A 25,812-nucleotide genomic window follows, 5' to 3' on the forward strand; every position below is an offset into this window, starting at 1 on the left:
GGCGGAACGGGCGGGCTGCCCGTGCTGACCCCGTCGCCCGAGGCGCAGACGCTGCTCATGGTCTTCTCGGGCGAGAAGTGGCCCTCCATCAACGAGGACCTGCTGCGCGAGGCCGCCGGCTACTACGACAAGCTGATCGACGACTTCAAGGACCTGCAGACGTATCTCGTCGCCGTCCAGAACTATGTCGGTGAGAGCTTCTCCGGGCAGAGCGCGGAGGAGTTCCAGAAGTATGCCCAGTACCTGTCGGGTGGTGGCGACGCATCGATCCTGATGGCCTGCGCCGATCAGGCCAAGAACCTCGCCAAGATCGCCCGGGACACCGCCAACCAGGCCGAGTACTCGAAGTGGATGATCCTGGGCCAGGTCATCCAGCTGATGGCCGAAATGGCGTTCGAGGCGGCGGTGAGCTGGATTCCCGGCCTGAACGCGGCCGCGCATGCCAACACCGTCGCCGCGGAGATCACCCTCCGGATCGTGGCCCAGCAGATCATCAAGGCCCTGATCAAGAGCATCATGATCCACACCGCCATGAGTGTGGTGATCGGCGAGGCGATGGACGTCGCCATCCAGCTGATCCAGAAGGGCATGGGCAACCGCACCGAATGGGACCTGGACGCGACGAAGAGCGCTCTCGGGTTCGGCGCGTTGCAGGGCTTGTTCGGCGGCGTCTTCAGCCCGATCGGCGGTGCGCTCGGCAAGAAGATCGGCAACGCGATCGGCAGCGACGCAGCCAAGTGGCTCGGGTCGCAGATCGGCAAACACCTCGACGACCTGGGCGTCAAGACGGGCGCGAAGGCGGGTGCGAGCAAGGGGCTGGCGACCTCGCTGGGCAGCATCCTCGGCGGGACCGAGAGCGAGCTGGCCAAGAGTCTGAACAAGAGCGCCGGGAAGGCGGTCACCGACAGCTTCGTCGACAAGGTGGGCAACGCTTTCGCGAAGTACGGCTTCCACAACCTCCAGGGCGACGCGGCCCGCAGCCTCGGCAAGGCATGGGCGAGCTCGCTCAACAAGCACTGGGCGCCGGGTGCCGCCTCCGACGTGGTGTCCGGCAACATCGCCAAGGATCTGGCGGCGGCCGCCAAGACCCTGGCGAAGAACGGCGGCGCCCAGGTCGACGACGCCGCACTGAACGTGCTGTCGCACACCATCACCAAGGATCTGTCCACCTCGCTCAGCGCGAAGGAGATGTCCGAGGTACTGACCCGGACGCAGAAGTTCGGCTACGCGGCGGGCGTGTACGGGACGTCGACGTTCATCGACGCGGGTGCGCAGAACCTCGCCGAGGGCACGTACAACTCGATGACGCAGGGCGAGTTCACCACGAGCTGGCAGACGTTCGTCTCCGGCGTCGCGCCGACCATGTTCAGCCATGTGATGCGGCACACCGTCGTGCACCCGCTGCTCGCCCCGTCCAACTCCGCGTTCGCCAACTTGATCAAGGGCATCCAGAGCAAGTTCGAGACCCCCATCGGCATCCCGGCGGAACTCGGGCTGAACGGGGCGGGCAACGGTTCCCCGCCTGCGGCCGTGCCGAACGACACCGCTGTACCGCCCGTGCCGACCGCGGGTGACCTGGTGACCTCCACTTCGGACGACGGCCCCGTGGCGAAGGCCGACCCGGAGAGCAAGGCCGAGGAGTTCGAGGAGAAGCAGGAGCAGCAGTCCGCGATCCCGCCCGTCGCCCCGGTCGTGACGCAGACACCGACCGACACCTCGGCGACGAAGGTCACCGAGTCGCCCTCCACGACGACTCCAACGACTCCGACGAATACGGCGAACCAGCCGGGGACGTCCCGGACGGTCACACAGGTGCTGAACCAGTCACCGAGCACCACCCCCACCGTGGCCACGAACAACGCGGGTACGCCCCCGCCGGGACAGCACACCCAGCGCCGTACGGAGTCGAACCCACTCGGCCCCGACGCCAACAGCGTGCCGCACTACAGCGCGGTGAACCCCATCCCGACACAGTCGGACGAGGTCATCGAGCAGCACGCCGCCGTGATGCAGAACCTGATGGTGTCGACGGATCCGACCACGACGGCGTCCGACGACATCGACGGCGCGCCCGTCAACAACGAGGACAACGTCGCCGGAATCGACCGGACCGAGGTCGTCACCGGCGACGACACCACCGTCAGGATCGAGAACGAGCGGACCGAGGACCTGGACGAACAGGTCCAGGAGAGCACCCAGCAGGTCTCCGGAACGGACGACACCACCGCCACTCCGACCGTTGAGATAACCGACTCCGAGGGCAACAGCAAGACCCTGAAGATCCCCGGCTTCCTCGACGACGTCTCCACCTACGCCGAGGACGGTGAGCAAACCCCCTTCACGGGTGCGGTCGGGGGGCATCACGTCGTCCAGCTCACCCACGACAGGGACGCCAGGAAGCTCGCCGGCGAGCTGGCCGACACGGCCAAGGTGACCTTGAAGGACCCGTCGGAGCTCTCCTCCGCCCTGGCGCATCAGGCGAACACCTTCCTCGGCGACGGCCGCCGCTTCGTCGTCACGGAAGGCGGCCGGACACGGGAACTGCGCGTCAAGGCGGTCCCGGACCGGAACGGCTGGGAAGGCACCCCCGAGGACGCCGGCAAGCTGGACAGCATCGCGCGCAACCAGCAGACCGAGGGCTACTCCGTCTCCGATTCCAGCACCGTCCAGGCCGCGATCACCGCCGCGGTCACGGGCGGCGGAGCAACGGGCAAGGTGACGGTCGCGCCCGCGCTGGGGACGAGCCGGGACTCCAACCTCAACACCCAGCAGCTCTCCCAGCGGGAGACCCGCAGCCACGGCCCTTCCGTCAAGCTGACCACGAACGTGACGTACGAGCTGTCCCTCCATGACATTCCCACCCCTGGTTCCGACGCCGGCGGGAACACCTCCGTCGCCCCGGAGCCCATCAGGCACACCGTCTCGAAGGGCCTCACGGTCCAGGTTCCCGAGTCGCACACCACCAGCGAACGACCCGATCCGCGCAAGGACCGGGTGCCGCTCAAGTTCGAGACGAAGAACGGCGAGCGGGCGGACATCGAGCACACCGAGTCGTACTTCAACCTCGACCCGATGACCGACTGGGTACTCCAGCACACCGACTCGGCGATCGGCAGCGACAACTACAAGGCCGTCGTCAACCACTTCTCCGCCGAGCACTTCACCCAGATCGACGGCCGGGACCCCGTGCCTCCGCTGCGTCTGCACAACAAGGACGGCTCGGCGGCCGGCACCGTCACCATCGGGACCCCGAAGCCCAAACGCCACTGGGTGATCGACTCCGCGACCGACTTCGAACTGCGGGACACCAACCAGTTCGGCGAGAAGAACGAGAGCAGCACCACCAGGACCCACACCCTCGACATCTCGGCGTTCGCGGGCGGGACGACCGACCCCACCGGATACTCCGAGGCGTTCGCCTTTCCGCGGGCCCAGGCGGGTGGCGTCGTGGGCTACAACCACTCCTCCACCAACACGGCCAACTTCGGCGGCACCGCCGGAGCCAAGAACGCCGAGCGATCCCCGAAGGACGCCCGCACCGTACTCGTGATGCGTGAGTCGGACGTCACGGTGGAGACGCCGGACGGCAGGACCAAGAAGTTCACCGTCGGCAGCCTGGTGCGGATGCCGGTCGGCGAGGCCCAGCGGCTGGCCGGCTGGGACAACCAGGAACAGCTGCGCGTCGGCGAGAACGAGCCGAAGAAGCCCGCCTACTGGAACGCCGGGAACAGCGGCGACGGCAAGGTGACCATGCTCGGCCCCGGGCGGCCCGGCAGGATCAGATTCGGCACGGAGACGTCGGACCAGGCCCCACTGGACCGGAGCGCGTCGAATCAGGACGACTCGAACGGGAGCCACCCGAACGACAACACCCGGAGCGAGGACGACCAGAACGAGGCCGTCCCGGGCACGAACGCCGAGGAGCAGCCCCCCAACGCCGGGAACACACTGGAGAAGGACCCCCGCGAGGGGGAGATGAAGCTGGTCGATTCCCTCATCGACGACCTGAGGAAGGAGGATCCGACCCTTCCCCTCGCCACCCGGGACGAGGTGAAGAACGCCGACAGGCAGCGCAGCTGGTTCAACCGGATCTTCCGTCGCGGCGGGGCCTCCGTCATCGCGGTGTCGAACACCCGTTCCCTGATGGTCGCGGTCGCCAAACAGGGGATGGAACAGCGCATGCACCAGGCGGCTGCCCAGGAGGGGATCCGGGTGCAGCTGCGCGGCTCGTCGTTCACCCGGGAGCGCGGCTACACCCTGACGATCCGGGCCGATCTCGACCAGCCCACGTACGTCGGCAGCGCCCGCCGCACCACGACCCAGGCGTTCGGAGGAGGGGAGCGGCTCGACACCGCGCAGCAGGTCACGCACACCACGAGCGGCGGCGCGGAGGCTACGTTCACGGCCTTCCGGAACGAGAAGGACGCGTTCGGCGCACCTGTGGGCACCGGCTCCGGCGGCGTCAACGCGCGCGGCATGTACCGGTCCACGCGGCAGACGAAGTCCGGGGCGACGGCCACCCGCGAGGATCTGTTCGCGCCCGGTACGGGCACCGACTACTACGACTTCAGCGGCAACCTGACCTTCGAGCTGCAGCGCTCGTCCTTCCCGCAACCGTTGATCCAGGCGGTCACGCTGGGCGGCTGGCGGGCACTGGCGCGGTACGGCGACGCCTCGAAGTTCCCGGCGGTGAAGTGGCTCCACCAGAAGAGCGGGCTGGGCGGCATCGGTGAGACGCGGGAGGACGGGAGCAGATCCGTGTTCCTCACCCCGCACCCGATCGCCTTCACCTTCGGGGTGCCGGACGGCCTCTCGAAGACCGGTGAGATGCCGATGGCCGACCAGGATCTGATCGCCGGAAGAACCGAATCGTCAGTGCTGTCGGTGAACGAGGCACAGAAGGCGGACCAGATCTCCTCCAAGGGGCTCACCACCGTCACCCTCGCGGCCCGGTCCGACCAGACGCTCTTCGGCCGGGTGAACGATCTCATCAAGGAGACCTCCGGGAACGCCTGGCGGCTGACCGATGCGGGCGCGTTCATGTCGGAACGGGTCCGCCGGATCTTCGGACAGCACTCCTTCACCGCCCTCTCCGACCAGGTGTTCTCGCCGGGCGGCCACACCGTCGCGAATCTGCACGACAAGGGAACGCTGTCCGCGGGGGAGGAATCGCTCTCGGTCGCCGGCACCCGGCACAACCTGAAAGTCGTGGGCGAGTCGTTCACCGCGTCGCCCGAGACGAACACCGCTCTGGAGCAGGCGTTCGGCTTCAACAAGGGCGGAGCCGCGGGCGGCAGCTTCGGAACCAGCGGAGCGGGTGGCGCACTGCAGGGGGTCGGCGATGTGAACTTCAGCGGCCAGGGCGGTATGTCCAACAACTGGCTGCAGAAGATCCGGAGCTGGGGCACCAGCTCGTCCGTCACCTCCATGCGTGACCTCAACCAGGTGCTGGGCAGCGACCGTTGGGTCATGGTCGTCGCCGACACCGACTACCGGGTAGCGGCCCACCACAAACCCCTGGGCCTCTTCGGCCGGCCGTTCGGGAGTACCCGGGACGCCGAGACGCATGTGATCCGCAAGCCGGGCGGCTGGATCGGGCTGATGCGGGAGAGCGACGCCGTGAAGGCCGGACTCATCAAGGACGACCTGGGCGAGGGCCCCGAGGGCGCCCCCGGGAACGTGGAGTGGCAGGACCGTGAGGGCTTCGGCGACGCGAAGCGAGGCGATTTCGCGCACAACGCCCCGCAGGACGCCGACCAGGTGAAGAAGCTCAAGAAGGAGCTGCGGAAGGCCGGTGTGGCCGAGCAGACCCTGCACACGGTCAGCGGCATGGTGTCCGCCCGCTCCGGACGGTCGGCCATCCAGAGCGGCGACCCTCTGATCTCCCGCGGCCGCACGTCCGCGCTGACCCACGTCAAGAAGCTGAACATCCTGGGCAAGGACGTGACGATCAACGTCCAGCACCGGCGCCTCGCCCCTCCCAAGGTCGTCGACACCCTGTTCGCCGACCACGAGTTCGGGGCCGGGCGCAACACCGCCCAGGACGTTGCGCAGTCGACGACGACGTCCAACGCGCACTCCGTTAACGGCGGCGAGACGGTACGCGGCCCGGGTGGCGCCGGCGGTCTCAACGGAGCGGGCGGAGGCGGCCTCGGCGACACCCACTCCGCGACGGACTCCACCTCCGGGGTGGTCACCCAGGTCACCACCCTTCCCGGGGCCAAGGCGGTGATGGAGAACGAGTGGGAGACCGTCGTCACCGTCACCTACTCCGACGGCTCCCATGTCATCGAACCGGTGAAGTGGAAAGCCACCGTCACCACGTCGGAGTCGTACCTCTTCCTGGAGCCGAAGGCCGGGAGCGGCACGCCGCGGAGCACGAGCCTGCGGCCGGCCCCCGGTATAGCGGTGGCGAAGCCGGAGAAGGGCAAGGGCTTCACCGAGATCCTGGAAGAGACCGTGGACAAGAACGCCCCGTCGGCCCGCAAGGGCGACGGAGGACTCCACATCCACGAGGTCATCGGCGCCGAACAGGTGCAGAAGCTCGGCAAACTGCTCGTCGCCAGGTCCCGCAGCGACGACCGGAGCACCTACAATGACAACGAGGACCACAAGGAAGGCAAGGGCGACAAGGGCGACAGGCGCATCCGTGCCAGCGACACGGTGAAGCCCGGAAAGTCCGGGGCCGACGCGCTCGACGTCGCGCTGAACGACATATCGCTCACCGCTGCGCTCTCCTCGGGGCATGCCCAGAACGGTCAGCACACCGTTACCGTCAGCAACAACAGCATCGTCGGTGGCGTCGACACCACACTCGCGGTCGCCACACACCTCGACTTCACGTCCCCGAAGGTGCGCCGCCTCGCCGTCACCAGCCATATACGGTTCGACGACCTCACCGGCTCCGGCACGGGCGGCGAGCGCTCCGACACCACCAGCACGAACTCCGCAGGAGGCCCCGGCACCACCGAGACCGTGGCCAAGAACGGTGTCACCACCGCACCCGGCATCCCTGTCGTCGGCGTCAGCAACGCCAGCGGCGAGACGCACAAGCTCGGTCAGGCCGAGCAGTCCCGGCAGAACCTCAAACCTCCCGCCGGGCATGGACACCTCTACGCGGTCCCCGCCACCTTCCACCTGGCCGCAGGCTCCCAGCACCACGTCAAGAACAACGTCATGCACCTCCCGTCGAGCCCGCTGCAGTCCGGGACGACGGAGGCGACCGTACTCGTGTGGCTGAGCGACGAGCGGGTCAGGGAACTGGGGCTGCACGAGCTGACCGAGGACGAGAAGAACGCGGCCAAGGCGATGAAGCAGGCCGAGGAGGCGTGGGAGGCCAACTACAAGGAGTACTGGGAGCAGCGCCGCAGGACGAGAGAGCTGAAGGCCGAGGTGTCGGATCGCCTGGCGGTGCTGGACGCCGAGGCATCGGCGCGCCCGGAGGAGCCGGAAGCCGAGGCGTCGGCGCGGCGGACGGAGAAGGCGCGCCTGGAGAAGCTGGAGACCGAGGCGCTGGATCGCCTGGAGGCGCTGAAGAAGAAGGTCGCCGAGGCCGGTGACGAGTACATGCGCCTCCGCAACCTCACCGACCCGATGTTCCGCACCCCGAATTCCACGGCCGCGGAGCCCATCACGTTCAAGGAGGACGTCCGCCACGACCACGGCAAGCCGAAGGCCGAGGCCGACTTCAAGGAAGTCACAAGCGAGGACGGAACCCCGACCGCCATCACGATCGCCGGCACGACCCACCCGCTGACGGACGTCGAGAACGACGGCAACGGGTTCTTCAACGCGCTGGCGGAGGGGTACAGCCAGAGCGGGAAGGCGAACCTCCCGCAGGGCAACGGCATGGATCTCCGCCACGTTCTGGCCGAGAAACTGCGAGCCGAGGCGGACAACACGGCCGGGAACGGCGGGACGCCCACGAACGATCACTTCTCGGACCTGGCGAAATGGATGCTGCCCGACCTCACGGACGCGTTCGGCGAGGCCGACGTACGCGCGGCCGGACTGGACGCGCTCGTCGACGATCCGACGAGCATGGCCGGCAAGGAGTTCCGGGACCGCGGAGCCGTACCGCCGATGAAGGACGCGCTGACGGAGCAGCAGCGCCGGGAACTCACCTCGCGCTCGGCCGAACGGGAAGGCGACGGTGAGGACCGGGAGAAGGACCGCGGGACGCTGACCGGCCATGGCACCGCGGACTACTACCCGGCACTGGCGGCGGCCCTGTGGAAGGTACCGGTGACCGTGGCGAACGGCACGAGGCTGCACACCTTCATGCCGAACGGTGGTGAGGCGAGGCCCGAGGACGTGAAGGAAGGCGTCCTGCTGCACCTGAAGGACGGGAAGTACCGGCACGTCGACCGGAACGTGACCCTCACCATGCCTGACGAGACGATCCAGGAGGGCGTACCGGGGGAGACGGCCCCCGAGCTCACGAAACCGGAGATCCCGCAGCAGACCCAGACGGATCCCCAGGCGGAGACCAAGGCTCGGATCCAGCCCCCGCCGGAGAGCTCCGTCCCGGTTCACGGGTCCACCGAGACGAAGGAGACCACCGGCTCACTCGGTGACAGCACCCTCTCCCAGAACATCTTCGAGGCCCTCAGCTCCTCCGGAACCAGCTCCTCCGAAACCCCCGAACGCGACGCGGAACTCGATCATCTGGCTTCGCAGTTGGGACTCACGGAGAAGGCGGCGACCGACCTCGACCAGAATCTGAAGAGCCTGAGCATCTCCCGCGCGGACTGGTACGCCTTCGACGGCCACCTGGCCCGCAACGGCTCCTCGTTGTCCGCACTCGCCGCATCCGGCGGCGCGGCCCGCATCCGCGAAGCGGTCGTCGACTGGCTCGGCCGGCCCGTCCACACGCCGCCGCTCTCGGTCCTGCGCGCCGCGCACGCGTTCTGGGGAATGTCCCCGGACCACCTGGAACGGCTGCTGCGCGTCCATGAACTCCACGACGTCTCCGGCCTCGTGGAAGCGACCCAGAAGGGCACACCGCAGCCCACCGTCACCGAAGCCGCCCACCTCGTCGAGTGGTTCGCCACCCACCCCGACGCCATCGCGGAGCTCCGGGACCAGCAGGACGCCGAACGGCTCGCGGCCACGATGCACCACCTCGCCGTCACCGCACCGGACACTGCGACGCCCGACACCGCACCGGACACCGCGACGCCCGTCACTGCGACGCCCGACGAATCACCGCTCGCCGCGTTCCGCCGCTGGTCCGAGGAGAACGGGGACGTGCAACACCTGGCGCTCATCACCGACGAGCAACTGCGGGACGCGGTCGCACGCTGGAACCTCGAAACCCGCTACGGCCTCCGGGACCTCCCCGCCGACGTACACGCGCTTCTCCGGCTCGGCCAGGCGGCCGAGGCCGCGGGCACGACAACGCGGTTCCGTGAGAGCGTCGCCCACCACCTTGCCGAGGGGACCCTCGCGGACGCCGTGGAGCTCGCCGACACGATCGGAAACGACGCCGGTCTCCACGGAGTCGACGCGTTGGCGGACGCGCTGGGCACCGATGCCACCGCGCTGCGACCGTTCGGGAAGATGCTCGGCCGCCGTTTCGCCCAGCACGCCGGGGCACCCGACGGCATCCAGGCGACCGCTGACTCCTTCCGGACCGATCTCGCACACCACGGCTTCGGCACGGCCGACCTCACCATGCTCACCATGGAGGGGGCCGGACACACGAAGACCGACCCCATCGGGACCGAGGAACTCGGTTCCTTCGCCCGCTACCTCGCCCACCAGCGGCTGCTCGGAGCCACACCGCACGCGGCGATCCGAGGCTGGCGCGAACTGCCCACCGAGGAGGCGGCGGCCTACGTCGAGACCTGGCGCGGGAACGACACCGCGGCGGGGAGGTCCCTCGGCACCATCGACATCCGGCCCCCGAGCGAAGGGGAGTACCGGTTGCTCAACTACCTCGGCCCCAATGCGCTGCGGACCTTCCGGGTGGAGCGGGTGGAACTCCCCAACGGGGACATCCGGTCCGACATCGTCCTCCCCGTCAAGCTGCTCCACGAGCCCGGTCAGGAGCATCTCGCCGAAGCCGCCAGGAAGGTCGCCCAGACCGCTCTCGACCAGTACCTCAACGCCCCGCGCTACCGGCTCTCCAACGGCGATCTGCTCCATGTCTCGGTGGAGTTCACCGATGCCGACGTACCCGTGGAGCGCTGGCCGAACGGAGTGCTGAAGAGCCCTCAGGACGGCATCCACCTCGTCGACCTCGCCTACGGGCCCGGCGGCCGCATGGAGGCCCGGAGCTGGAAGCTGCCCAGCGACCACCTCTCCGTGTTCGCCCATGAGATGACCCACCTCCTCGGCCCGTGGGACTACTACCGGGAGCACGCGAACCTCCTGCGTCCGGTCTACACCGACCGGGCCCTGATGGGCGGTCCGGTGTTCGGCGACGCCTTCGGGAACGTCCCGGTGGGCTCGCTCCAGCCGCAGACCGGAAGACTCCACAACCAGCGGATGATGCCCCGCGACCTGAGCCTGCTCGGATCGGTGATCGAGAAGACCTGGAAGAGCTCCGGACACCCGGCCGCCCCGCACGACGGGCTGATCTCCAAGCTGCCGTTGAATGTCGCCGAAGAGGCCGTGCGGGGCAATCGGTCCACCGGCAAGGCCGGTCACCTGGCGCCCACCGGCAACGCCGGCCGCGTACGCCCCGAGCCGATCGGGGACATCAACCCCAACGGCACCTACCGCGCGTCCGGAGGCGGACCCGACAACGGGCCCCACATGATGTTCCCCGACCACTGGTCGCTGGAGGAGGTCACCGAAGCAGCCGTCCACGTCCACCGCGACCAGCTGCGGTACGGGAACATCGGCCCGGACGGCGCGTTCGAGGGCGTCCACCACGGGGTACGGATCCGTGGCCACGCGCGCCCCGACGGCACCATCACCCACTTCGAACCGTCGGAATGGCAGGGCGATCTGGCTCCCCGCCCGCTCGCCGATCCGGCCTTCGAGCCGAAGCCGAGGCCTTTCACCGAGACCGGGACCCCGGTCCCCACCAACCAGATGTGGGACTTCCTGGAGATCGGTGACCGGCTCAACCACACCGGCGGCCATGTGCGTCCCCGCTCCGAGATCGAACGGAACGACGACACACCTCCGTCCAGAAAGGCCGTGACCTACGACCTGTTCACCGACGAGACGTCCCGGGGCGGAGCCCGCCGAGGCGCCGCGTACGCCCTCGATCTCACCCAGCAGCCGCCGCACCAGAAGATCAGGTCCCACCTGACCTCCCCGGGGCCGGCCGTCGCCGTGGCCGACGGAGTGAGCGGCCTCAACACCCTCTTCCCGGACGGCTGGACCGGCTACGACCTGAACTACGCCATCGAGGCGGCCCACAGGAACGCCCTTGAATCCGGCGACTTCACGATGCTGCCGACCGGTGGCTACCTCTGGCACGGCTCCTCCTGGAGCGTGCCGGTGCACGGGCAGGTCCTCGACGGCCGGCACCAGTGGGTGCGGCCCTCCTGGGGCCAGCTGAAGCAGGCGTCGGAGGGAAGCCACTCGGTGCTGGCCCTCGCGGAAGGCATCGAGTTCCACACCGCCGACGGCGCCCACTACCGGATGGACCGCAGGCTGTACGAGAACGGCGAACAGGAGACCACTCTCCACCGCGTCCTGCATCTGTCGCCCGAGGACAGCGCGAGCATGAAGGCCGAGTCACTGCGGGGCACCTCGCTGATGGTCGGCTCCCTCCCCGGTCTCGGCCTGACCAGCGTCGTCATCGATGTCGGGGAGAGCGCCCCGGTGCCCGGCACCGGCGACGGACCGGAACACAGTGCCGACACGGACCTGTTCAACAGGGCGGAACCCGGGATGCGGGACGTCCGCTCCCTGCTCGGCCCCGGGTACGACATGATGACCCTGTCCGCCCCGCGCAACCTCACCGCGGACCAGTGGACCGGACCTCGCGCGACGGTCGACGAACAGGCCTGGCGCGCCCACCTCACCGCGGTAATCGACCGATACGGGCCGGACGCCCTGACCCACGAGCCCGGCGCCGACGCACTCGTACAGCTGCACACCGCCCAGAAGCTGGCACCGCACGCCGACCGCGCACACAGCGAGCGGCAACTGGTCGATGCCACCGGCCGACTGTTCCACGCGGGCGCCGGAGACGGCCTGACCGTCCCCGAGAGTCTGCGACGCGACTGGACGCCGGACCGCGTACGGCTGGCCGCACTCCAGTACTCCTCGCACGGCCGTCCCGTGGAGGGGCGGTCGAGCGCGGACACGCTGGTGACGGAGGCGTTTCCCGAGCCGGGCGTCCGCCTGGAGATCCGCCACGAGCTCGGCGACGACGGACAGTGGAAGATCGCCGACTACACGATCCAAACCCACGAGGGCACCGGAACGGAGCCGTTGTGGCAGCCCGACGAGAGCTTGGCGCAGGCGGCGGCCGACATGGGTGTCCACCCCGGGCACCTTGCCGTTCTCGGCACGGAACTGGGGCTGGGCCCCCAGGACCTGTCGAGTGCGGGGTCGCTCCTGCGCGGCCTCGGGGACCCGCACGCCGTCGTCCGGGAACTGCGGCTGATGTCCGAGAGCCTGGGTGCCGAGGACGCGAAGTCCCTGACGGAGCGGATGACCGCGTTCGGAATCGGCGCCGAGCACTGGTGGGACCTCGCCGCCCATCTGCAGTACTACGGGCACACCCTGCCCGAACTGATCGAAGCGGGACCCGGCAGCGGGCTCGACATCGCATGGCAGCAGCGCGAGCAGCGGCCGGTGCCCCGGGACGTGGTGACGAAGGCGCTCGCGCTGGGTGTCCATCCGCGCCGGCTGGAAATGGTGATGAACACCGCGCTGATCAGCGACCCGAATCTGGTCCCCCTCGACAACCTGGAGGTGTGGAAGAACGGCCGGACCCCGCAGGAGACCGCGAGTGACCTCTTCTTCGAGAAGTGGGCCAGCAGCTTCGACGAAATGGCGGTCCAGGTCGGCTTCCTGTCGGGGCAATGGAGCGCGAGGGACGGCTTCCTCGAGTGGCTCCGGCGCTCCGGAGCCCCCGCGCTCGGCACCTTCGAGGACCTGACACGCGCCGTGGCGCTGTGGCGGATCGGGCGGCAGAGCCCGGCCGACCGACTCCCCGACGGCTCGGACCCCCGCCCGCTCGCCCTGATGGTCTCAAGGCTCGGGATGTCGGTGATGCACGCCAACGCCTTCATCGACGGTCCGGGCAGGGAGACCGGCTCCTTCCCGATGGCCACGCACCTGGAACAGCGGTACCTCGCCGCCTCGCGGGCCGGCGCCGAGCTGAAACATCCCGTGGGGTTGGCACCGATGCCCGGCATGACGCTGCTCCAGGTCGCCGACGTCCTCAACATCGACCCCCACCTCCTGCCCAGGATGGCGGAGCTCGTCCTGGCCGACGGGCGGAACTTCCGGGACACGCTCTGGAGCGGAGCCGACCCGTTCCCCGTCGCCGAGGCGGTGCGCGTGCACCTCGGCGAGCTCCGACTCGGCCCTCGCGAACTGTCCTGGTTCCAGGGCCTGTCGGTGACGAAGGAGAACGTCACGGCGTTCTGGGACTACGTCGAACAACACCGGGACGAGGACACCGACCTGGCGGCGCTGCTCGACGGCGACCGGGAGAAGGGGCCGGCGGCGGTACGGAAGTGGACCGAGCACGAAGGAACGGAGCCGCGCGGTGCCACGACGGCCCCTCCGACGTCGCAGGAACCACAGGAACAGAACGCCATGGCGCACCACGCCTCCGCGCCGAACGGCCCGCCCGTGACCGAGCCGCGCCCCGGACAGGAAGGGGCACTGCCCGACACCCTGCTGGCCCTGGCCAAACAGCTCAGCAGCGCCGGTGCGGGCGACCGGACCGGACTGGCCGACGCGGAACTGTTCCAGGGGTCCACACCCGTGGCACGGGAGACGAGGCTCTCCGCCTTCCGGAGCATGATCGACCGGGCCGGGGCCGTCACCGACCTGGACGAACGGGCCGCACGCATCGCCTCGGACATCAAGTCGAGTCAGTACTTCACCGACGGCAACACCAGAACGGCGACCACCGCTGTCTTCCTCACCTACGCGGCGGCAGGCGCGGGCCTCGGGGCGACGCCGCTGGAGGTCTTCGCGGCGATCGGCGAGGCCGAGGTGAACCCGCGTTTCGACCTGGCCGAGTGGCTCAGTGAGCACCGTACGGACGACGGTCCCGCGACGGTCCCGTCCCTGGAGGCACTGGAGAGGATCAGCGTCGTCGCGGGACAACTGGCGGTCATGGAGATCGAACTCCAGCGCATCGGCGGATACTGGCGCGACTACCTGAGCAAGCACCCGGACGAATCGGCGGAGACGGCCCAGGAGGACTTCCTGGGGGACCTGCTCGCCGACTCCGAGTCCGACTACGACCTGTGGACGGAGCGCGAGGAGTTCGCGCGTGCGATCGACCTCATCCGCCCCGGCGGCAAGTCGGGATTCCTGGAAACGGTGCACGGACAGCGGGCCCCGGAGGAAGGCGAGACCTTCGTCGAGGAGATCGAGCGCCTCATGGAGGAGCTCGGACTCGACGACTGACCCGGCACACCCCACATCAGTACGCAGCGACAAGAGCAACGAGGAGAGGCAGCAGTGGCAGTCACCCAGACGCAGGGCGGTACCCCCGACGGCGCCGACGGGGCCGGACCGGAGGAGACCGGCGCCCCGACGGCGGCACGGCCCCGCGCCACGGCGTCCGTCAACAGCGGCGTGATCGGCGTGGATCCGGAGGAACCGCAGACCGCCCCGGAGAAGACCTCCGGAGCCGAATCCGAGGCCGGCGCCGAGGGGGAGACGGCGGTCGCGGTGACGGAGGAGGCCGGCACCGGAGCCGGGGCCGCGTCGGAGGGGGAGACGGCCGAGGGCGTCGCCTCCGCGCTGCGCGGCAGCGGTACGGCCGAAGCGCCGAAGGCAGAGGCGGAAGCCGGAGCAGCGGCGGCGGGGACGGGGCCCGCCACCGAGCCCCGCACCGAGCCCCGCACCGAGTCGCCCGCCGGAGCCACGGAAACCACTGGCACGGCTGCGACCACCGAGGAGTCCGCCGCGCCCGCGGCCACGGTCACCGCCACCGCGACCACGGCCGCCGCTCCGGCCACGGCGTCCAACGGCCGCTTCTCCTGGCTGCGCGGCGGACGTGCCGCCACGGCCGCCGCGGCCGGCGGCTCGGGCGACGGCGGTGCGGACGCGGAGGCCGCGGGAGTGCCGGGCAACCCGAACCGGATATCCCGCCCCATGGTCGCGGCCGCCGCGATCGGCGGTGTGGTCCTGCTCGCCGCCCCGTTCATCATCAGCGCCACGTCGGGCGACGACCCGAAGGACGGCAAGGAGCGGGCCGCGGCCGCCGGATACGACGGCCCGAGCACCTCGCCGGACGGCTACGTGCCCAGCGCCGAGCAGGACGGCGGAAAGGCCCCCGGCGGCAAGACCTCCGGAAACACCGCACCGGCCGGCAGGAAGGACGCCTCCGGGAAGATGCCGGACGGCCCGGTGAACGACTCCGTCGCCGACGCCGGTGGAAAGGTCCGGGCCGACGACAAGCCGTCCTCCGGCGAGAAGAGCAAGGCCCCCGCCACATCCGGGTCCGGTACCTCGTCCTCCTCGTCGTCCTCCAGCACCGGAGGAAAGGCGACGGACACCACCGCCAAGTCCGCCACCACGCAGAAGTTCTCCGGCTACGCGGGACCGCACTGCTCGGGCCCCGGGGTCTCCTACACCGAGCACGGCTCGTCCAGGGTCGCCAACGACGACGACCTGTGGACGACGGCCGTCGGCGGGTACGCGTCCAACGGCTGCACCGGCCGGTACCGCTCCGTCCCGATGTCCGGGGACAACAGCGACGCGGGCAACTACGCCACCTGGTCGTTCAACACCGGTGCCGTCACCTCGGGTACCTGCCGCATCAGTGTGCACGTCCCCGGATCCGGTGACATCCGGCATGTCGGCGGAGCCCCGTCCTACTACACCATCCATGCCGGAAGCAGCGCCTCCGGCGCACAGCTGGCGAGCTTCACCGTCAACCAGGTCGGCCACCAGGGCCAGTGGGTCGCTGCCCCGAGCGTGAAGATAAATGGCGGGCGGGTGTCGGTGGTGCTGCACGACCGGGGCAAGGACTGGAACAACAAGGGCCCGACGGACGCACACCACGCCGCGGACGCCATCTACGCGAGCTGCAGCTGACCGTCCGGCATACGCGCCGGGACCCGGGCCTGACCCGGGCCCCGGCGCGTGTCCCGCGTACCGCAGGCCACCGCCTACCGCCTACCGCAGGGTGAGCGGCGTCTCGGACTCCACGCGGTGCAGTTTCTCGGGATTGCGGACGTAGTAGAGACCGGTGATGCGGCCGTCCGACACATGGGCCGCCAGTACGCCGTCGATCTCGTCGCCCCGCCGGACGAGCAGCGCCGGACTGCCGTTGACCGAGGTGGGGGCGAAACTCGGCGGAACGTCGTTCTTGCCGAGCGCCCCGATCATGAAACGGGCCACCTTGTCGGCCCCGACGGTGGGCCGCCGCGCGGCCCGCCTGATTCCCCCGCCATCGCCCACCAGCACGACCTCGGGTGCGAGGACGTCGAGCAGACCCTGGAGATCCCCGGTCTCCAGCACTCGCTGGAACGATTCCAGGGCCGTCCGGGTCTCCGTCGCGGAGACCGCCTTGCGGGGACGGCGCGCATCGACGTGCTTCCGGGCCCGGTGCGCGATCTGGCGTACGGCCGCGGCGTTCTTGCCGACGGCGGCCGCGATGTCCTCGTACCCAACGTCGAAGACCTCACGCAGCACGAAGACGGCACGCTCGGTCGGCGACAGCGTTTCGAGGACGAGCATCATCGCCATCGACACGCTCTCGGCCAACTCGGCCGCCTGGGCCACGTCCGGCGTCGTGGCCAACGGCTCCGGCAGCCAGGGGCCGACGTACGTCTCCCTCCGGCGCTTCATGGCGCGCAGCCGGTTCAGGGCCTGCCGGGTCGTGATCCGCACGAGGAAGGCACGGTGGTCGAGCACCCGGGACAGATCGACCTCGACCCATCGCAGCCAGGTCTCCTGGAGCACGTCCTCGGCGTCGGCGGCCGAGCCGAGCATCTCGTACGCGACGGTGAAGAGCAGAGGGCGATGGGCGACGAACGTATCGGTGGCCGGATCGGCGATCCGCCCGCCGTCCGCCTCTGTGTCCTCTGCGCGCGAATTCACGTCAACTCCCTTTCCTCCTGTGCTGTTCCGTGGACACATGAGCGCGGGCAAACAGCTCAGGAGGCCCGCTCAGCCGTGCGCCGCGACGGCATCCCGTCGTTCCCGGCGCGGAGCAGCTGACGATGCCTGGCGTTGCCCGGCATGCGGTGCAGCCGGTACGAACCGGGCTTCTCCGCCTCCCCGGCCAGATGCTTGATGATGCCCTCGCACACGATCTTCTTGACCTTCGCCCCGGAGCGGCCTGCCAGGTGCAGCCACAGCGCGACATCGTCCCGGCGCGCGAACTGGAAGATGCCGTCGTCGCGCCCCAGGCTGACGCACTGGGCGGCGAACGCCTGGACGAGCGGCGCAGGCCGCTCACCCGCGATCCGGCTCAGCACCGTGTCGGCGGCCCGCGCCCCCAGGGGGATCGCCGCCTGGCAGCTCATGCGCAGTGCCACGTCCGACGGTGCCGCGGAGTCGCCCGCCCCGACGATGCGCGGGTCGTCCACGCTCGTCAACGTCTCGTCCGTCAGCAGCCGGCCCTCGGCGTCGGTGCTCAGTCCGCTGCGTACGGCCAGGTCGGGCACGCCGAATCCGGCGGTCCAGACGGTCACCCCACCCGGGATCCATCGGCCGTCGGCGAGCCGGACCCCGTCCCGGAACACCTCCGTCACCCGACTGCCCGGGCCGTCGAGCACGGTCACCCCGAGCCCGGCCAGCCGCCCGGCGACCGAACGCCGGCCCCGCGGATGCAGGTACGGGCCGAGCGGACCGCCACAGAGCAGGGTCACGCCCCGCCCCGTCCCCGCCAGTTCGGCGGCGATCTCGATACCGGTCGGGCCGGCCCCGACCACCGTCACCCCGGCCGTCGCGGGCGCGGCGTCCAGGGCGGTCCGCAGCCGGTCGGCCTCCTCCATGGTGGCGAGCGGGTGGCCGAACTCGGCGGCGCCGGGCACCTGCGGCAAGGCGCTCCCGCTGCCCACCGCGTAGACCAGATAGTCGTAGCCGACCGTGCCCCCGCTCGCCAGTGCCACGCCGCGCCCGGCCGCGTCGATCCGGGACACGGTGTCGGTCACGACGCGGACCCGCTCGCCGAGGACCTCCCCGTAGTCGACGACCGCGTCCCCGGTGCCGCCCACCCACTCGTGCAGACGGACCCGATGGACGAACCGCGGGCGGGGGTTGATCAGCGTCACGGTCACGCCGTCCTGCTTCGTCAGCCGATTGGCCGCCATGACACCGGCGTATCCGCCGCCGATCACGACCACCTCGATGTGCTGAGCCATGGTGTCTCCTCCGGATCCTCAGGGTCTCGGCCTCAAGACACCGGCTGCCCGGCCCCTGTGACACCCTGTGACGCGGATCACGAAGCGGGGCGGCTTTCAGCGCGGCTGTGTCGCGATCTGGATCAGGTTGCCGCAGGTGTCGTCGAGGACGGCGGTGGTGACGGGCCCCATCTCGGTCGGATCCTGAACGAAGCGGACACCGAGGGCGCTCAGCCGTTCGTGCTCCGCGCGTACGTCGTCGACGGCGAACTGGGCGAGCGGGATGCCGTCCGCCACGAGCGCGTCACGGTATGTCCTGGCGGCCGGGTGTCCCGCGGGTTCCAGGAGGAGTTCGGTGCCGTCGGGGTCCTCGGGTGAGACCACGGTCAGCCACCGGTCCGTCCCGCCCAGGGGGACGTCGTGCTTCTTCGTGAAGCCGAGGATCTCGGTGTAGAAGCGCAGGGCACGGGCCTGGTCGTCGACGAAAACACTGGTCAGATGAATTCTCATCGATATTCTCTCTTCTCGCGTCGAGATATTGATGGACGGTCGCCCATGTTACTTCGGCCGATCAGATGCGGGGATTCATCCTTGGGCTCATCGACGGCACGTGGCGATCGGGCTCGACGGAGGTGAATACGCCTTCGGCTGCGACGGTTCGAGAAGCAGTGCGAGCCTGGCGGTATTCCAGGGGAATGTGCCCGGATATCCGCAGCCGGTCGGTCAGTCGACGCGCGTGGCGATGGCCCGTGCGCACTCCATCGACTCGGTATGCGTGGTGTCCACCTCCAGGTCGTAGACCATGCCCCGGTGGACCACGTCCGCCTGGGACGCCGCCATTCCGCCGATCCGATCACCCCGGGCGACCTCGCGGCCTGCGGCGACCGCACTGTCGCACCGGACTCCGACCCACAGCACGTCCAGTCCGTCCAGGGCCTTCTGCCATCGCCTCTGTGAGTCCACTCCGCCGAGGAAGACCTCGTCGACGACGATCCGGGCGCCCGCCCGCGCCATCGCGGCGACACCCTCGATCCACGCCGCCTCCAGCGCCCGGAATTCCGGTCCGACGGTCACCTGCCCGTCCGGAGCGAACTCGATCCCGGCATCCGATGCCCGCATGGACGCGGGCATGGCGTCAACCAGTGTGTCCGTCCCCAGCGCCAGCCACGGATCCGGCAGACACGCTTGCAGACACCGGGCAATGCCGGACTTCCCCGAGCTGGAACCACCGTTGAGAACGATCATGTGGACTGTCATCGCGCCACAGTATCGGCACCCTGCCGGTGCCCGACCGGAACCCCGCGGATCGCCGTACTCCGTCGAGCCCTCCCCGTCACACGTCCAACATCCGTTGCTCGGTGTGCTGTTGCCCCGCATGGGAGCGGAGCTGTCGATGCCGGGGCGGGGCCGTCACTGCACGGGCTGCGGTGTTGCCAGGGTTTCGGCCTGCACGGCCGCTCCGCGGCCTTCGGTGAGATCGAGCGTGGTGAGGACGGCGGGGGTGACGGCGCTGGGGAGTATGTGGCGCATGAGGGCGGATACCCGTGTGGTGAGGTCGCGGTATTCGCAGAGGGCCTGGGACATGGATTGGATACCGGCGAAGGAACCCACGATGATGTCGGCTGTTTCGGCGGGGTCGATATGCGGGAGAAGTTCGCCCTGGCTCTTTGCCTGCTGGAGAAGGGTGATGCCGACATTGCCCCAGCGGAGAAAGGGGCCGCTGCGATCGAGGTTGCGCGCTGACTGGTCCATGGAAAGTCGTACGCCGGCGCGGACCATGGGGTCGGTCTGGAGCCGGTGGGCATGGAGCATGACGGCGTCGACGACCTCCTGGACCTTGGAGGTGCGGCTGGGGGTGGTGACATGTTGGTCTTGTTCGGAGAGAACGCCCTGGGCGAGGTCTTCCTTCGACTGGAAGTGGAAATACAGGGCGCCTTTGGTGACTCCGGCCTCGGCGAGGATCTGGGAGATGGTGGCCGCCTGGTAACCGCGCTCTTCGAAGATTTTGGCTGCTGCGGTGAGAATGGTCTGGCGAGTCCGGATGGCGCGTTGCTGTTCAGCCACTTTGTCTCCTTCCTCCTCGGGGCGATGGGGTGTCGGGAGGGCGATGAAGAAACCGTCCGGTTCGTATCTTACAGGTTGCGTTCAGGGATGTTCCGTTCGTCTTTGTGCGTACGGGAGTTGCAGGCAAGGGGTGAGGGGTTCGTGATTCTGGTGACCGGCGCGACGGGGACGGTGGGGCGTGAGGTGGTGCGAAGTCTCCCGGCGGGGGCGGAGGTTCGTGTGATGGCGAGGAATCCGGGACGGGTCGTGGGGGCGCCCGAGGGGACCGAGGTGGTGTCGGGGGACTTCGGCATCGAGGGGTCGTCGGCGCGTGCTCTGCGCGGGGTGCGTGCGGTGTTCTTGCTGACGGTTCCTGGCGGGGGTGACGACGGGGCGTTCCTGCGGGCGGCGCGGGAGGCGGGGGTACGCCATGTGGTGAAGCTGTCCGCCGCCGCGGTCAGGGACGACGGGGCGGTGGATCTGATCACCCGGTGGCAGCGACGCAATGAGGAGTTGCTGCGGGGATCGGGCATGGAGTGGACGCTGCTGCGGCCGCGCGCGTTCATGTCAAACACGCTTTCGTGGGCGGGGTCGGTCCGTGCTGAGGGAGTGGTGCGGGCGTTGTACGGGGAGTCGGCGAACGCGTGCGTCGACCCGCGCGATGTCGCGGAGGTGGCGGTGCGCGCCCTGACGGAGGACGGCCACAGAGGCCGGATCCACACGTTGACGGGGCCGGAGCCGCTGAGCGCGGTGCGGCAGACGGCCCTGCTCGGTGAGTTGCTGGGGCGGCGGCTGCGGTTCGAGGAACTGGAGCCGGAGCAGGTGCGTGCCGCGTGGGGTGCGCGTTACCCGGCGCGGTTCGTCGAGGCGCTGCTGGAGAGCGCGGAGCGCGGCCGGGAGGGTTCGAAGGCGGAGGTCCACGGTACGGTGCCCGCGCTGCTGGGCCGGCCCGCGAGGACATTCCGGCAGTGGGCCGAGGACCATCTGGAGGCGTTCGGCGCCGCGTGAGCGAGGTGCGGTGGGTGTCCGCCGACCGTGCGGCCGGGCGGGGGTGCGCGGGCCGTCGGCCTCCTCGGGCCTCCACCCGCCGTCGTTCCGCGGGGGACGTCCCGGGCCGCGGGCGGATACATGACGAGGTGTCAGAGGTGATGTGCTCCGGTCGTGACGGTGGAGCGGAAGACGGTTTCGCCGTTCTGGTGGGCGGTCACCAGAACACTCTGCTCGGGGTGTCCGTTCGGCGGGTTCTGGGACTGTGCGCCGGGCAGCGGGGTGGCCTGGACGGTGCAGGGGGCGTCGAGTTCGACGTACCGGGCGAAGGTGTTGCTGATCTGGAGAGGGAGGTAGGAGGCGCGGCCGAGGGAGGACGCTGCGGCCTGGCGCGCGGCTTCGATCAGCAGCATGCCCGGAACGTGGTCGCCGGGATGCTCGAAGAGCACCGGGTGGCGGGTGTCTGCCCGGAGCAGCCAGTGGTCCGTTCTGTCGGTGGGTGACAGGACGACGTCGTGGGGCGAGACGCGTCCCACGGCCCGGGGATCGGCGGGGCGCGGTGGGCGGGTGTGGTCCTGGCTGGGCACACGTCCCTGGCGTACCCGGTGATAGGCCGCGGGGGAGATGCAGGAGAGGCTGCCGCCGCCGGTCGCGACGGTTTCGCCGTCGCGGCGGATGACCACGCCCAGGCGCAGTCCGGCCAGGTTCCTGCCGCGCCAGTGGATCTGCGTGCAGTGGGCGTCGGCCGTGAGGATGGTGGGACCGGGGCCGTGCCCCGTCGCCATCTGGTCGGGGCGCACGGTGATATCGAGGTCCCAGACGACGAACTGGTGGCCGAGCGGGACTCCGTACGCCGCGTGCCCCAGGAGTATGCCGGTCTGGCGGATCGTTTCGCAGCCGAGGAGCGGGTCGTGGTAGCCGCCGGCGACCGGAGTGAAGAAGGGGTGGTCGTGCGGCCACCGGGCGGTCACGGTGAAGCGGTCGTCACCGGTCCGGGCCCATTCCATGAGCATGACCTCGGCCGCGGAGGACCGGTGCACGAACTGCCCGGGGACCCTGACGGGTGCTCCGGGTGTGCCGGCGTGGTGGACGGGCGGCTCGGCGTTCCGCCCGTCCCTGCCGGGCAGGGGGAGTCCGGTTCGGAAGGCGCTCGTGGACATTGATCCCCCTGGTGGCTGGTACGGGACATGCGACGTCAAAGGCTGACTCTGGCCCGAAAGTACATACCAACCGGTTTAATTTCTAGTGCCTCCGGGGCCCCTTTTGTCTCATGGTCCGGAAGAGGGCGGTGTGGCGGGGGGTGCTTTACGGGGGTGCGGGTGCTGGCGCTCCCGGGCTCTTCCCGCTCTCCGTCCAGGTGTGCGCGAGGGGTACGGGGTCCGGGCGCGGATCGTGCGGATGGGGGCAGGAGGGGGTAAGAAACCGCACGGGCGGTTGGTTTATAGTCGTTGCCTGTTCTCCGGCAGGCACAGCGGTTCCCGGTAATCCCCCGGCAGTATCGGAGCAGTTGATGGTCAAGCAGGAACGTGCGGCACGCACGCGGGACTCCCTGATCCGGTCCGCGGCCGAGGTCTTCGACCAGGGCGGTTCGTCGGCGCCGTCGCTCACCCTGATCAGTTCACGGGCCGGGGTGAGCAACGGCGCGCTGCATTTCCATTTCGCGAGCAAGGCCGCCCTGGTGGACGCGGTCGGTGAATCGGCGCTGGTCCGGCTGCTGGCCGTGGCCAACGGCGCGCGACAGCCGGGCCAGGGCCAGGTGCAGCTTCTCGTCGACGCGACCCACGCGCTGGCCGGCGCACTGCGTGCCGACGTGGTGCTGCGGGTGGGATTCGCGCTGAGCGGGGATGCGTCGCGCGCGGCGGGGACGGATCTGCGGCAGCACTGGAGGAGCTGGGTCGAGCGGACGGTGCGGCAGGCCGAGGCCAGGGGCGAACTGCGCCGCGGGGCCGGGGTGCGCGAGGCGGTGATGGCCGTGGTGGCGGTGACGATGGGGTTCGAGGTGCTCGGAACCCGGGACGCGGCGTGGCTCTCGGCATCGACGGTCGCGGGGTTCTGGCAACTGCTGCTCCCGACGCTCGTGTCCGCGGACGTTCTCGCCGCGATCGACGCCGACGGAAGCCACGGCGTCCGGGCCCTGTACGGGGTTCGGTGAGCGGTGAACGGCAGGGGCTGCTGAGAACAGGGTGAGGGGTCTCTGTCCGGACCCAGCCGGGGGCCCACGCCCAGAAGTACCGCACCCCACCGCGCCGCCGTCGCGCGGGAACGGCTCCTGTCCGGGCTCCCGGCCGGTCCGGAAGAAGCTAGGCCCGGCCCTCGGCGGTCGTGCTGTCCGCCGGGCCAGGGGGTTCGGGGCACTCCGCTCCGACAGGTGCCCGGTGTACGGGGGACCGGTCGGGGAGGCGGAGTTCGTGGTTCTGCCAGCGGGCGCGGAGCCAGCGGTCGTGACTGGCCACGACGACCGCGCCGGGCCCGGTGCCCAGGGCGGCCTCCAGCTCGTCGCACAACCGCGGGGACAGGTGGTTGGTGGGTTCGTCGAGCAGAAGGAGCTGTGGCGGTCGTGCCACCAGTAGAGCCAGGGCGAGCCGACGGCGTTGGCCGGCCGAGAGATGGCCGACCGGTTTGTCGAGGTCCGTGGTGTGCAGCAGGCCCAGTGAGTCCAGCGGGAGAGCCTGGGCCCGGTCGAAGCCCAGGACCTGCGCGTAGGTTGCCCGCGCGGTTTGTTCCGGTCGGGCGAAGGCGGTGTCCTGGGCGAGGAGTCCGACGGTCAGCCCGGCACGCCGTTGAACGGTACCCAGCGCCGTGAGCTGTCCGGCGAGCACGGACAGCAGTGTCGATTTGCCGGTTCCGTTGTCTCCTGTGACGAGAAGGCGCCCGCTCGCGGTGATGTCCAGGTGGCCGAGGGAGAGCCGGCCCGGCACCCGTACGTCGCGCAGGGAGACGAATACACCGTCCGGGAGGTCCTCGCCGACCGGAGCCGTGACGGTGGCGGTGGTGAGCGCGGTGGGGTGGAAGCGCAACGGCCGCGGTGGTTGTGGGACCTGCTCGCGCCGGAGCGTCTCCAGCCTGCGGGCGGCGTTCCGTACCCGGCGCGAGACCTGGTTCTGGACGCGGCCGCCCCGGTGGCCGTAGCCCATCTTCTCGTTGTCGCGCCGTTCCCGGTCGGGTGCCACCCGGTGCGCGGTCACCTCGGTCGCGTGGCGCAGCGCTGCCAGCTCTTCCTGCTCTTCGGCGTAACGGCGTTCCCAGCGCTCCCGTTCGGCGTGCTTGCGCGCGAGGTAGGCGGTGTAGTTGCCGCCGTAGCGGACCGGGCCGTCCGCCGCGGGGTCGAGGTCGATCAGGTCGGTGCAGACGGCGTCGAGGAAGGCCCGGTCGTGGCTGGCGATCACGACGACTCCGGGCAGGGCGCGCACCTGTTCTTCCAGGAACGCGGCGGCATGGTCGTCGAGGTGATTGGTCGGTTCGTCCAGGAGCAGGGCCGGAGGGCGCCGTACGAGCAGGGCGGCGAGTGCGAGACGGCCCCGCTGGCCACCGGAGAGGGAGTCGAGCCGCCTGCCGTGCGCGAGTGCACCGAGGCCGAGCCCGTCGAGTACGGCCGCTGCGTGCCGGTCCGCGTCCCAGGATTCCCGTTCCTCGGCCTGTTCGAGCCGGCGGCCGTAGGTGTCGAGGAGTTCGGCGAGGCCGGGGGAGTCCTGTGGGGTGAGGGCGATCAGGTCGGCGAGGCGCTCGAGTTCGGCGAGGTCCTCGCGGGCCTCGCGCAGGGCGTCGTCCAGGACCTCGGTGATCGTCGACGCGGCGTCGAAGGGCAGTTCCTGGTGCAGGAAGCCCGTTCCGGGCGGTCGGGTGACGGTTCCGGAGTCGGGTTCGTCGATTCCGGCGAGCAGCCGGAGCAGGGTTGTCTTGCCGGCACCGTTCTCCCCGATCAGGCCGATGCGGTGGCCGGGGGAGGCGGTGAGGGTGATGCCGTCGACGACTCGCCGGGTACCCAGGGTGCGGACGAGGTCGGTGGCGGTCAGGGCTGGTCGGGACATGGTGATCCACCTGAGGTGAGGAGTGTGCGGCCCGCCGGGCGGTTGTTCCGCCTCGGGCGCGGGCCCGGTCGCGGCCCGCGTTCACATGCCCGGTCCCCCCGCTCCGGCCCGCCAGCCGTGGTCGGTGCACGGCCGTCCGTCCACTCCGGGCCGGAGGACCGGTCGTGACCGCGGGCGGCGGGACGTGAAGGCGGCAGAGCTTCCTGCGCCGGTGCCTTCCCGGCAGCGGGAACGGCGGGTACGGGCAACGACGGAGGGGAGGCCGACAGAGTCCGACCGGGCGGAAACCGGGTCGGGGC

At 70.0% G+C, this 25,812-nt stretch carries 11 protein-coding genes; 4 read left to right on the forward strand and 7 right to left on the reverse strand.

Going from position 1 to position 25,812, the window contains the following annotated elements; all coding sequences use genetic code 11:
• The first annotated feature begins 21 nt into the window (after positions 1-21).
• Positions 22-14,562 (forward strand): hypothetical protein, encoded by a 14,541-nt coding sequence (locus tag ACIQGQ_RS29980; protein ID WP_402401475.1) that lies wholly within the window; start codon positions 22-24, stop codon positions 14,560-14,562.
• Between the two features lie 54 nt (positions 14,563-14,616).
• Positions 14,617-16,200 carry a hypothetical protein gene (locus ACIQGQ_RS29985; protein ID WP_402401478.1) on the forward strand — a complete coding sequence of 528 codons (1,584 nt, stop codon included), beginning with the start codon at positions 14,617-14,619 and terminating at the stop codon, positions 16,198-16,200.
• Positions 16,201-16,281: 81 nt separating this feature from the next.
• On the opposite strand, the gene ACIQGQ_RS29990 is transcribed toward ACIQGQ_RS29985, so the two are convergent.
• The 5 genes from ACIQGQ_RS29990 to ACIQGQ_RS30010 form a co-directional block, all read right to left on the reverse strand.
• Positions 16,282-17,208 carry an RNA polymerase sigma-70 factor gene (locus ACIQGQ_RS29990; protein WP_402401481.1) on the reverse strand — a complete coding sequence of 309 codons (927 nt, stop codon included), beginning with the start codon at positions 17,206-17,208 and terminating at the stop codon, positions 16,282-16,284.
• Positions 17,209-17,264: 56 nt separating this feature from the next.
• A complete protein-coding gene (locus ACIQGQ_RS29995) occupies positions 17,265-18,476 on the reverse strand; it encodes an NAD(P)/FAD-dependent oxidoreductase (protein ID WP_402401483.1) in 1,212 nt (403 codons plus the stop codon).
• 96 nt (positions 18,477-18,572) lie between these two features.
• Positions 18,573-18,965: a VOC family protein gene (locus ACIQGQ_RS30000; RefSeq protein ID WP_402401486.1), complete on the reverse strand. Its 393-nt coding sequence runs from the start codon at positions 18,963-18,965 to the stop codon at positions 18,573-18,575.
• Positions 18,966-19,178: 213 nt separating this feature from the next.
• Positions 19,179-19,712, reverse strand: coding sequence for a chloramphenicol phosphotransferase CPT (gene cpt / locus ACIQGQ_RS30005; protein WP_402401489.1), 534 nt, complete (start codon positions 19,710-19,712; stop codon positions 19,179-19,181).
• Between the two features lie 153 nt (positions 19,713-19,865).
• The gene (locus ACIQGQ_RS30010) at positions 19,866-20,519 is read right to left on the reverse strand and encodes a ScbR family autoregulator-binding transcription factor (protein WP_402401492.1); all 654 of its coding nucleotides are present in this window, start codon (positions 20,517-20,519) and stop codon (positions 19,866-19,868) included.
• A gap of 141 nt (positions 20,520-20,660) precedes the next feature.
• Here ACIQGQ_RS30010 and ACIQGQ_RS30015 point away from each other — a divergent pair, with 141 nt between their 5' ends.
• A complete protein-coding gene (locus tag ACIQGQ_RS30015) occupies positions 20,661-21,506 on the forward strand; it encodes an NAD(P)H-binding protein (protein WP_402401495.1) in 846 nt (281 codons plus the stop codon).
• 131 nt (positions 21,507-21,637) lie between these two features.
• Here ACIQGQ_RS30015 and ACIQGQ_RS30020 read toward each other — a convergent pair whose 3' ends face one another.
• Positions 21,638-22,645: a ScbA/BarX family gamma-butyrolactone biosynthesis protein gene (locus tag ACIQGQ_RS30020; protein WP_402401497.1), complete on the reverse strand. Its 1,008-nt coding sequence runs from the start codon at positions 22,643-22,645 to the stop codon at positions 21,638-21,640.
• 350 nt (positions 22,646-22,995) lie between these two features.
• On the opposite strand from ACIQGQ_RS30020, the gene ACIQGQ_RS30025 reads away from it, so the two are divergent.
• Complete coding sequence (locus tag ACIQGQ_RS30025; RefSeq protein WP_402401500.1) at positions 22,996-23,637, forward strand: ScbR family autoregulator-binding transcription factor; 642 nt, start codon at positions 22,996-22,998, stop codon at positions 23,635-23,637.
• A gap of 148 nt (positions 23,638-23,785) precedes the next feature.
• Here the strand turns inward: ACIQGQ_RS30025 and ACIQGQ_RS30030 are convergent, their stop codons facing one another.
• Positions 23,786-25,513 (reverse strand): ABC-F family ATP-binding cassette domain-containing protein, encoded by a 1,728-nt coding sequence (locus ACIQGQ_RS30030; protein WP_402401502.1) that lies wholly within the window; start codon positions 25,511-25,513, stop codon positions 23,786-23,788.
• Positions 25,514-25,812: the final 299 nt, after the last annotated feature.

It is taken from the genome of Streptomyces sp. NPDC092952, assembly GCF_044754785.1.
In the GTDB taxonomy this organism is placed as follows: Bacteria; Actinomycetota; Actinomycetes; order Streptomycetales; family Streptomycetaceae; genus Streptomyces.

Bases quoted from the DNA above. Each gene is read 5' to 3' on its own strand.
- ACIQGQ_RS29995 (WP_402401483.1), bottom strand. From the start codon at position 18,476: ATGGCTCAGCACATCGAGGTGGTCGTGATCGGCGGCGGATACGCCGGT.
- ACIQGQ_RS30000 (WP_402401486.1), bottom strand. From the start codon at position 18,965: ATGAGAATTCATCTGACCAGTGTTTTCGTCGACGACCAGGCCCGTGCC.
- cpt (WP_402401489.1), bottom strand. From the start codon at position 19,712: ATGACAGTCCACATGATCGTTCTCAACGGTGGTTCCAGCTCGGGGAAG.
- ACIQGQ_RS30020 (WP_402401497.1), bottom strand. From the start codon at position 22,645: ATGTCCACGAGCGCCTTCCGAACCGGACTCCCCCTGCCCGGCAGGGAC.
- ACIQGQ_RS30025 (WP_402401500.1), top strand. From the start codon at position 22,996: ATGGTCAAGCAGGAACGTGCGGCACGCACGCGGGACTCCCTGATCCGG.
- ACIQGQ_RS30030 (WP_402401502.1), bottom strand. From the start codon at position 25,513: ATGTCCCGACCAGCCCTGACCGCCACCGACCTCGTCCGCACCCTGGGT.